Source organism: Vibrio sp. 1151_11 (assembly GCF_029478525.1).
Classification (GTDB): Bacteria; Pseudomonadota; Gammaproteobacteria; order Enterobacterales; family Vibrionaceae; genus Vibrio; species Vibrio anguillarum.
The window spans coordinates 1-8,443 of sequence record NZ_SHMN01000042.1 but is presented as its reverse complement, the minus strand read 5'-3'; the positions used below and the strand labels follow the sequence as shown (position 1 = coordinate 8,443).

Sequence of the window (8,443 nt, the reverse complement as noted above, 5' to 3'; positions counted from 1 at the left end):
GCGACACCCAGAGCGTTGGTCAGGCAAGATTAGGAACTGTGAACCCGTTGGTGAGGTTCATCTAAATCCAGAAAGAAAAGCCGCTTAATAACTAAACGAATGATGACAACTACCTTGAAAAACGCCGCTCTTGAGCCGTTTGTTAGGCCAACCGATTGACAACTACATTTTCACAACCAAAGAACGAGCTTTTTTTGTAAACTTGAAACAAACTAACCGATTCATTTATAAACCAAAATACTGAATCAGCAAAGAAACAAAAAAACTCAAATTGAACGGTTTGGAAGAAAAGTGACGAGCGTAGCATACTCGGCGGACGTTTGGATGCTGAAGGTTATTTTGCCGCTGAATTCACAGCGCTAAGCAACCAAACGCGATCAAGAAACAACAAATATGTGATGACTATTTATTGCTTAAATTAAGCCAGAAAACATGGGATTTACCGTTCAATTCCAACTCGATTTAGCTGATAAAAACTCACTTTGCCTAACGCCCGGCTAAGGGGTTGACAACGCACCACCGAACTCAAAAAACACACTGTAAACACTGAACTGCAATTTTGCACTAAAGTCGCCACGCGTTGGCAATCCCTCTTGAGCCGTTTGTTATGCAAATTCAATGAGATAAACTGAATTTACACGACCAAAAGCCACAATTGCAATGGTTGAGTGATTCAAGAATCAATCCAAGTAAGAGCCGAGATAAATAAGCCGCCAAAACAAAGTCCACCTTTCAGCAACAAACCAAGCTTTTGAATCAGGAAAACTTAACGAGCGAAACCTTCAGCAAGTGCAAAATGCTCGATAAACTTGCCCTTTCTACACTTTGCGCCCACTGAATTTACAACGCGCCAGCGCTAAAACTGATTGAGGCAAACAAAGAACCTTGCCTGTTTTACGGTTTAAGTTAACCACGAATTTGAGGGTAAAAATGCTCATTTGCCGACAATACCAAACGAATGGCCGGAGAAATCCAAAAGATTGAACCCCTAAAATTTACCTGAGTTGCATAACGCCCGCTTAAGTGGTGAGCAACGCAATACGATGTTGCCGCAAACCACCTAAAACACTAAGATCAACGCATGGTAAAAATGCCACGCGTTGCGAATCCGTCTTAAAGCGTTTGTTAGAACTATTGTCGCACAAACTTAGAAATTAAATGCAATATCTTATTTTCAGGGTATTTGATACCGGCATCCTTGAATGTTTCTTGTGACATCTTTTTGAATGAAGGCTCTACAGCCCTTAATTTTCTTATTGCATCAGGGTCAAACATCAACAATTCACGAACACTTTTTGCTGCCTCGATATACGACGGCATATTAGTGTAGCCCGTAGCTCCATGCTCTCTTGCTATGTAGTCTTCAGAGTAAATTGTTGCCAGTCCCTCCTCAATTACTGGTGCACCACATTGACCATCCGGTGCTAAAAGGTGGACTGCTTCGTGAGCCAATTGATAATGCGCTAAAATATCATTTTGCAAAGCATTGGTATTTAGCTGTATGGCTATGTTACCACAATTTCCAGGAAACCAATTTTGAGGTCCGCTTGCTTCAAATTCAACGCCAACAAACGTCCATGACTTATCACGTTTTCCGTACAAGTTTTCAATTTCTTGAAGCATGGAGCCAAGACGGGATGCCAAAGTCCACGTGTATCCATCATTTGTTGGTAGTGGATTTGTAAGATAATAATTGGAATTAATCATAAATATCCTAAATAGTTCTAACGCCCAATTAAGGTGTGAAGCACGCATCCACAGCACTCAATTTGAACACCTTAATCACTAAACTTAACCCAAACCGAAAATGCCAAGCGTGCTGAATCACTCTTAAATTGTTTGTTAGGTGTCTGTTCTCGAATTATGGAACAACGCCTTTAATTCCGAAACAGACAGTGGCTCTTTACCTCTGTGAAGTATCGAATGGCAATTAGAGCAAACTGGTATTAAGTCCTTAGTTGGGTTAACTATGTAACTCGCTTTAATTTCATGTAGTGGTTTAATATGGTGAACTTCAATAAAGCCTTCTCCATATGCACCATAATGTTCTCCAAAGTCGAAACCACATATGTTACACACGCATTTATAGTGACGGATACACTCTTCTCGTGCTTTTGGATCCCGTTCATATTGATTTACTAGGACCTGCTTAACTGCACCTTCAGTGTAAACCACCTTTTCGCTAACTTCATGAGCTGATGATACTTCTGTTTCGTAAGCTTGATTAAAGTAGAGCTTATCGATTTGATTTTGTGCACTAACGTCTGTTTTTTTACCCAACCCAGAAGCGGTAATTTCACGAACTATCAAGTAATAACCAAAATCCACACTTCCGCCTTTTGGGTTCAGGCTAGTCATCTCAACAGGTAAACCATTGTATGTTGTAAAGCGATGTCCGATTGAAAAATCCCTTTTAAAAACAATGCCTTCATATTCACGAGTTACTCGCAAAGTAGTTAAATTAAGTTCTTCAAATGTATAAAGTGGCTTTTCACCACCGCTACTCTTTTTACGTTGCCATTGAATCATAAATAGACCCGAAATTTTATTATCATTGTAATTGAGGACGATGTTGCTAATTGACACCTAACGCCCGGCTAAGGGGTTGACAACGCATAGCCGAACTCAAAAAACACACTGTAAACACTGAATTTCAATTTTGCACTAAAGCCGCCACGCGTTGGCAATCCCTCTTGAGCCGTTTGTTATGTTTATTTAGCCTAAGATTTAAGGCACTTAATTGCGTCACTTACCGTCTCAAATTGAATTTTTGTCAAACAAACTTCAGCTCGACAAAACTCGTGACATTGAATCAATCTTGATGCATCTTCTGCTGAAATCTGGACTGAGTTTCCAACCAAGTTAATCGCTGTTGAAGCATCTGAAACCAATGAGTATACAAAGCCTTCAGAATCGATTACTCGATCATCTGAGCTAAAAATCAACCCCACACATTCGCAGTTCAAGTCAGTTTCTGAGCCCAAATAAATAAGCTCATCGTCACCATCCAATTTCAGGATACAAGGCCAATTGACCATGAATTTCTCCAATAAACATAACGCCCGCTTAAGGGGCAGCCAACGGCACTACCAACTTACTGCATAACACCGTAACCACAAAAACCAACGCATAGCAAAAATGCCACGCGTTGGCTGTCCCTCTTGAAGCGTTTGTTAGGAGCCTATTTGTACTCACCTTGCAAAGCATTCAACGTGGTTATATGTATTTTTACGCTGACTTTATATCTTTTAGAAAAAGTACTTAACGTATTTTTTAGCATATTGACATCAACATCAGGAGTATCCATGACAGCAAAAATATGAAGTGTAAACTCTCTAGAATCAAAACCCTTAAAATGGAGACTTGCAGCCTCAGATTGCTCTAAAACACTCGCAAACCTTGATGGATCTATACGATTAGATTTAAATAGTTTTACTTCCACTGCATGTACTTCATTGTCATCTATACCAAGAGCATCATAAAAAGCACTACCTCTTAAATCTGGCAGATTGATACGCACGTCTGTTTTGAAGTTAATGCCTAACTCACGTGAAAGTTTATTTACAGCCAACCTTTCCGCCAAAGCGACGTCAGCCATAAATTGACGGCGTCTAGATATATCAGATTCATCCGCCATTCGAACAACTTTCTCAGCATCTGCTTCAGCAGATTTATCTTCATTTTTACGACTAAACTCGTTATCCGCATTATCTTCTGACTCTAACTCTTTAACTTCTTCTCGAAGCTTTTTACCTTGCTCTTCTGGTGAAGCTTTACCATACGGGTCTACAAAGTTTTTCTCGTCTTTATAATCAGAAGGTGCATATAAAACTCGATGGTTAAAATTGAGTGTGAGAAAAAAAATCCCAACAAGAAACACCGGAAAAAGCATTAAGAACCATACGTAAACACGCTGGTTTTCTGGTTCTATAAAAGGCAATACTGTTGTACCGCTTATTTCTGCTATAGCAGCAAAAATTGAAATAACTGTCAGCGGGTTCTTTATATGTCCGATCTTTTCTACCAAAAATAATCTCCTATTTTACTTATCATGCACTGTTTGGGCTCCTAACGCCGCATTAAGTGGTGAGCGACGCTAAACACCAATGCTTCGACAAACCACTTAAAACGCAAAAACTGAATTTACACTAAAACCGCCAAGCGTTGCGAATCCGTCTTAAATGCTTTGTTATGCAAATTCAATAAGATAAACCAGAAGTTACACCAAATTTGATTAAGAAAACAATCAAAATATTGGTTAAGTGAATCAAGAATCAGCCAAAGCCTGAACCGTGATAAATAAGCCGCCAAAACAAAGTCCACCTTTCAACGACAAACCAAGCTTTTGAATGAGACAAAATCACCGAGCAAGACTTTCAGCAAATGCGAAATGATCGACTAACTTGCCATTTCCACACTTTGCACCAGCTAAACTGACAACGCCCCAACGCTAAAACTGATTGAGGCAAACCAAGAAACTTGCCTGTTTTACGGTTTGAGTTAACCAAGAATTTGAGGATAAAAAAGCTCATTTGCCGACAATACAAAACAAATGGCCGGAGAAATCCCAAAAGATTGAACCCCTAAATTTACCTGAGTTGCATAACGCCGCGTTAAGGGGCAGCCAACGCCACTAAAAACTTAACGCATAACACCGTAATCACAAAAACCAACGCATAATAAAAATGCTGCGCGTTGGCTGTCCCTCTTTAACGCCTTGTTATATTTTTGACTCGTAAATCATTTTAGCCTGTACAGCTTTGTCTAATCGGCGATGAACCAAAGAGACCATAGAAAGGATATCTAATGCATCGATTTCCTCTATAGCCCAAGTGATTTTTGGTGCATGAGCTGTAGTATTACGAAATGTACCAAATAGCCCTTTTAGTAAATTCATAAAACCTTTTTGTTCACTTTTCTCGCTTTCACTAACTAAAGAGTTTAATGCTAAATGCGGTACTTGCTTAAAGGAAAAAGCCTCATCAACTAACGCTGAACCGTCAGAAGTTAAACCTGTTTTATTTCTGATTTTATCAGCAACACTTTTAGTAGCCTCGAATACTGCATGGAAGTAATTATCTACAACTAATTCTTCTTTGCAATATTTCAGAACATCGGGATGTACATTACGAGAAACTAAATGGTCCTTTAATTTATAAGCCCTTGCAGCAGCTTCACTGATCGTGTTCGATTTGGTTACTTTACCTATCTTGCCATTTTCGCCAATATTGAAGCCTGCAAAACTGAGAATTTGATTTAATTGGAATCGAGTGTCATTAAACCATTCCAAATTATTATAATGACGTGCCGGATTAATCGCATTTTGGATGAAAGCCAAAACATTATTAGCACACCCATCAATCATTTGTTTATTTGCTAATGCTGAGTTCAACCTTTTCCATTTGGTATTGGCTGAATCAATATCTTCAATACCAGATTCATAAAGTAACTTTCCTATTTCCGTCCCAGTAAAACCACTAGAAGTATCACCAAGTAATCGGCAAATTGATTCAACCACACTAAAATCTAAGCTTTCTATTCTTGCCATAACTCACCTTAAAAAATATAACGCCCGCTTAAGGGGCAGCCAACGCCACTACTAACTTTCCGCATAACACCGTAATCACAAAAACCAACGCATAGTAAAAATGCCACGCGTTGGCTGTCCCTCTTGAAGCGTTTGTTATGCGATTTTTCCACGCATGATGTGTTGTGGGCCAGCTGGACCACCTAAATACTGTTCACCATTATCTTCAAAGCCGCCTTTAAGATAACAAGTTCTTGCAGCTTGATTCTGACAGTTAACTGTCAGATAGACACTCTTAAAGCTTGGGTAGCTCTTTTTCAGATAATCAAACAATGCTTTTACCGCTTTCGTCCCAAGGCCTTTGCCTTGTTGCGACTTGTCTATAACGAAAAATCTTAAACCGAGCCCGTCAGATGGACAAAATGGATAACTTTCGGAGTAAGCAATGTCCAACTTGAAGAAGCCAACAATTGAACCATCATGCTTGATGACATGGAGATGAGCTGTATCGCTGCCGTCTTGCAGAAATTCCTCTGCTGTACCAGCAAATCTTAACTGTTCATCTTCAACGCTCACTTTTTGAATAGCATTGATATGTGATTCATTAAGTCTTTCAATTTCCAACATTAGCCGATGATTCCCTTTAATTAATCGCATAACGCCCGGCTAAGGGGTTGACAACGCACCACCGGACTCAAAAAACACACCGTAAACACTGAACTTCAATTTTGCACTAAAGTCGCCAAGCGTTGGCAATCCCTCTTGAGCCGTTTGTTATGCAAATTCAATAAGATAAACTGACTTTACTCGATCAAAAGCCACAATTGCAATGGTTGAGTAATTCAAGGACCAACCGAAGCCAGAGCCGTGATAAATAAGCCGCCAAAACAAAGTCCACCTTTCAGCAACAAACCAAGCTTTTGAATCAGGAAAACTTAACGGGCGAAACCTTCAGCAAGTGCAAAATGCTCGATAAACTTGCCCTTTCCACACTTTGCGCCCACTGAATTTACAACTCGCCAGCACTAAAACTGATTGAGGCAAACAAAGAACCTTGCCTGCTTTACGGCTTGAGTAAACCACGAATTTTAGGGTGAAAATGCTCATTTGCCGACAACACAAAACGAATGGCCGGAGAAATCCAAAAGATTGAACCCCTAAATTTACCTGAGTTGCATAACGCCCAATTAAGGGGTGAGCAACGCTACCACCCAACCTAAAGCATTGTACCGTAACCACTAAAATTGAAGTAGAAGCAAAAATGCCAAGCGTTGTGAATCCCTCTTAAATTGCTTGTTATGCGCGTTTTCTTAGTTGTATAAGTGGTTCTGATTTCATCTGTTGAATGAAGCCAATATTTTCAGTTGTTTCAGCAAAAGAACGCAATTGCGCTAGCAAGCCACCTATTGCATCTGGGGCATAGTTTAAGAACTTTACCATTTCTTTAACACTGTAACTATACATAGGGTATGTTGGGTGTACTATCCCGTTTCGCTTACCTTTTAACTCAATAAACTTTGAACGAAATTTTGATGACTTAAATTCTTTCTGCTTATGAGCAGCAAAGGTTGTAACCCATGCATCAAGTCGATCTTCAAGAGGAGCTTGAGAGTTCAAAGTGGCAATGTTTGTGTACTCACTAGGGTTTGAAACCAATTCATTTACATGAAACGTATACTTATGCAAAAAGCAATCGACTAAAGAAACTGCACATTGGAGGTATGAGCGATAAGCTCTTGCCAAACCAGAAAAATCATTAGCAAGAATTGCCTTGTATGCCTCCTTTCGGTAATGCGTAATGTCATCGGCAAAAGAAACTTCTGGAGACTCAATGCCTCCGGGAAATTTTACGCTTTCGGAATAGTTCGCATACTGAGACCTCAAATCAAAATTCATCCCTATGTCATCACCCATTATTGCAATGGAGATTGGTGAACTTAGAAAACGATCATTTTGATCTAACATTTGTTGCAAGGTTTTGGCCTTGCCGTTTTTCCTGACAAACTCAATTTCACTTTTTAAATCAATAGTAAAAGGTGCAGCTTCTTGCTGACTAACTTTTACCTCTTTATACAAATGTTTTTTCGGAATTTTAGGTAGGTTAAGATCTCTCCAAATTTGGAGTATGTACTTCTCTGCTTTATCTTTTCCCACTCTAATTTCATGTAGATCAACTTCCAATTTCCCTCCTAGCGCATAACGCCCGGCTAAGGGGTTGACAACGCATAGCCGAACTCAAAAAACACACTGTAAACACTGAACTTCAATTTTGCACTAAAGCCGCCACGCGTTGGCAATCCCTCTTGAGCCGTTTGTTAGGCCAACCAATTGACACCGACACTTTTACAACCAAAGAACGAGCTTTTTTGTAAACTTAAAACAAACTAAACGATTGATTTATAAAGCAAAATGCTAAATCAGCAAAGAAACAAAAAACTCAAATTGAGCGGTTCGGAAGAAAAGTGACGAGCGTAGCATGCTCGGCGGACGTTTGGATGCTGAAGGTTATTATGCCGCTAAACTCACAACGAAAAACAGCTCAACGCGATCAAGAAACAACAAATATGTGATGACTATTTATTGCTTAACTTAAGCCAGAAAACATTGAATTTACCGTTCAATTTCAACTCGATTTAGCTGATAAAAACTCACTTTGCCTAACGCCGCGTTAAGTAGTGAGCAACGCCTGCCACCTGACCTAAACCATTGCACCGTAAACACAAAACTCAACTTGAACTGAGAATGCCAAGCGTTGGGAATCTGTCTTAAACGCTTTGTTATACGCTTTACATAGACAGGATCTTAAGAGCTAACGTGTTTATTTAGATAGAAAAAAGGCTTCATTTATGATCAGATAATCGTCGCCAAACAAACCACCTACACCAACCGTGAAGCCGATGACGATTATCTCCTTAC

The 8,443-nt window shown here is 39.6% G+C and carries 7 protein-coding genes; all 7 read right to left on the bottom strand.

From position 1 onward, the window contains the following. Positions 1-1,131 precede the first annotated feature (1,131 nt). A complete protein-coding gene (locus tag EXZ60_RS17835; protein ID WP_277436083.1) occupies positions 1,132-1,707 on the bottom strand; it encodes a hypothetical protein in 576 nt (191 codons plus the stop codon). A gap of 135 nt (positions 1,708-1,842) precedes the next feature. Continuing rightward, complete coding sequence (locus tag EXZ60_RS17825; RefSeq protein WP_277436081.1) at positions 1,843-2,529, bottom strand: HNH endonuclease; 687 nt, start codon at positions 2,527-2,529, stop codon at positions 1,843-1,845. Positions 2,530-2,720: 191 nt separating this feature from the next. Then, entirely contained in the window at positions 2,721-3,038 is a 318-nt protein-coding gene (locus tag EXZ60_RS17820; RefSeq protein WP_019281465.1) for a DUF4144 domain-containing protein, read from the bottom strand. Positions 3,039-3,181: 143 nt separating this feature from the next. Then, a complete protein-coding gene (locus tag EXZ60_RS17810) occupies positions 3,182-4,027 on the bottom strand; it encodes a hypothetical protein (RefSeq protein WP_142550165.1) in 846 nt (281 codons plus the stop codon). 693 nt (positions 4,028-4,720) lie between these two features. Further along, complete coding sequence (locus tag EXZ60_RS17800; RefSeq protein WP_094501645.1) at positions 4,721-5,548, bottom strand: TIGR02391 family protein; 828 nt, start codon at positions 5,546-5,548, stop codon at positions 4,721-4,723. Between the two features lie 135 nt (positions 5,549-5,683). After that, positions 5,684-6,154, bottom strand: a complete 471-nt coding sequence (locus EXZ60_RS17790; RefSeq protein WP_193188449.1) for a GNAT family N-acetyltransferase — start codon at positions 6,152-6,154, stop codon at positions 5,684-5,686. 669 nt (positions 6,155-6,823) lie between these two features. Continuing rightward, positions 6,824-7,708: a hypothetical protein gene (locus EXZ60_RS17785; RefSeq protein ID WP_142567087.1), complete on the bottom strand. Its 885-nt coding sequence runs from the start codon at positions 7,706-7,708 to the stop codon at positions 6,824-6,826. Positions 7,709-8,443: the final 735 nt, after the last annotated feature.

What these genes read in the sequence shown, in the direction of transcription:
- EXZ60_RS17835 (WP_277436083.1), bottom strand. Translation starts at nt 1,707, where the DNA reads ATGATTAATTCCAATTATTATCTTACAAATCCACTACCAACAAATGAT.
- EXZ60_RS17825 (WP_277436081.1), bottom strand. Translation starts at nt 2,529, where the DNA reads ATGATTCAATGGCAACGTAAAAAGAGTAGCGGTGGTGAAAAGCCACTT.
- EXZ60_RS17820 (WP_019281465.1), bottom strand. Translation starts at nt 3,038, where the DNA reads ATGGTCAATTGGCCTTGTATCCTGAAATTGGATGGTGACGATGAGCTT.
- EXZ60_RS17800 (WP_094501645.1), bottom strand. Translation starts at nt 5,548, where the DNA reads ATGGCAAGAATAGAAAGCTTAGATTTTAGTGTGGTTGAATCAATTTGC.
- EXZ60_RS17790 (WP_193188449.1), bottom strand. Translation starts at nt 6,154, where the DNA reads ATGTTGGAAATTGAAAGACTTAATGAATCACATATCAATGCTATTCAA.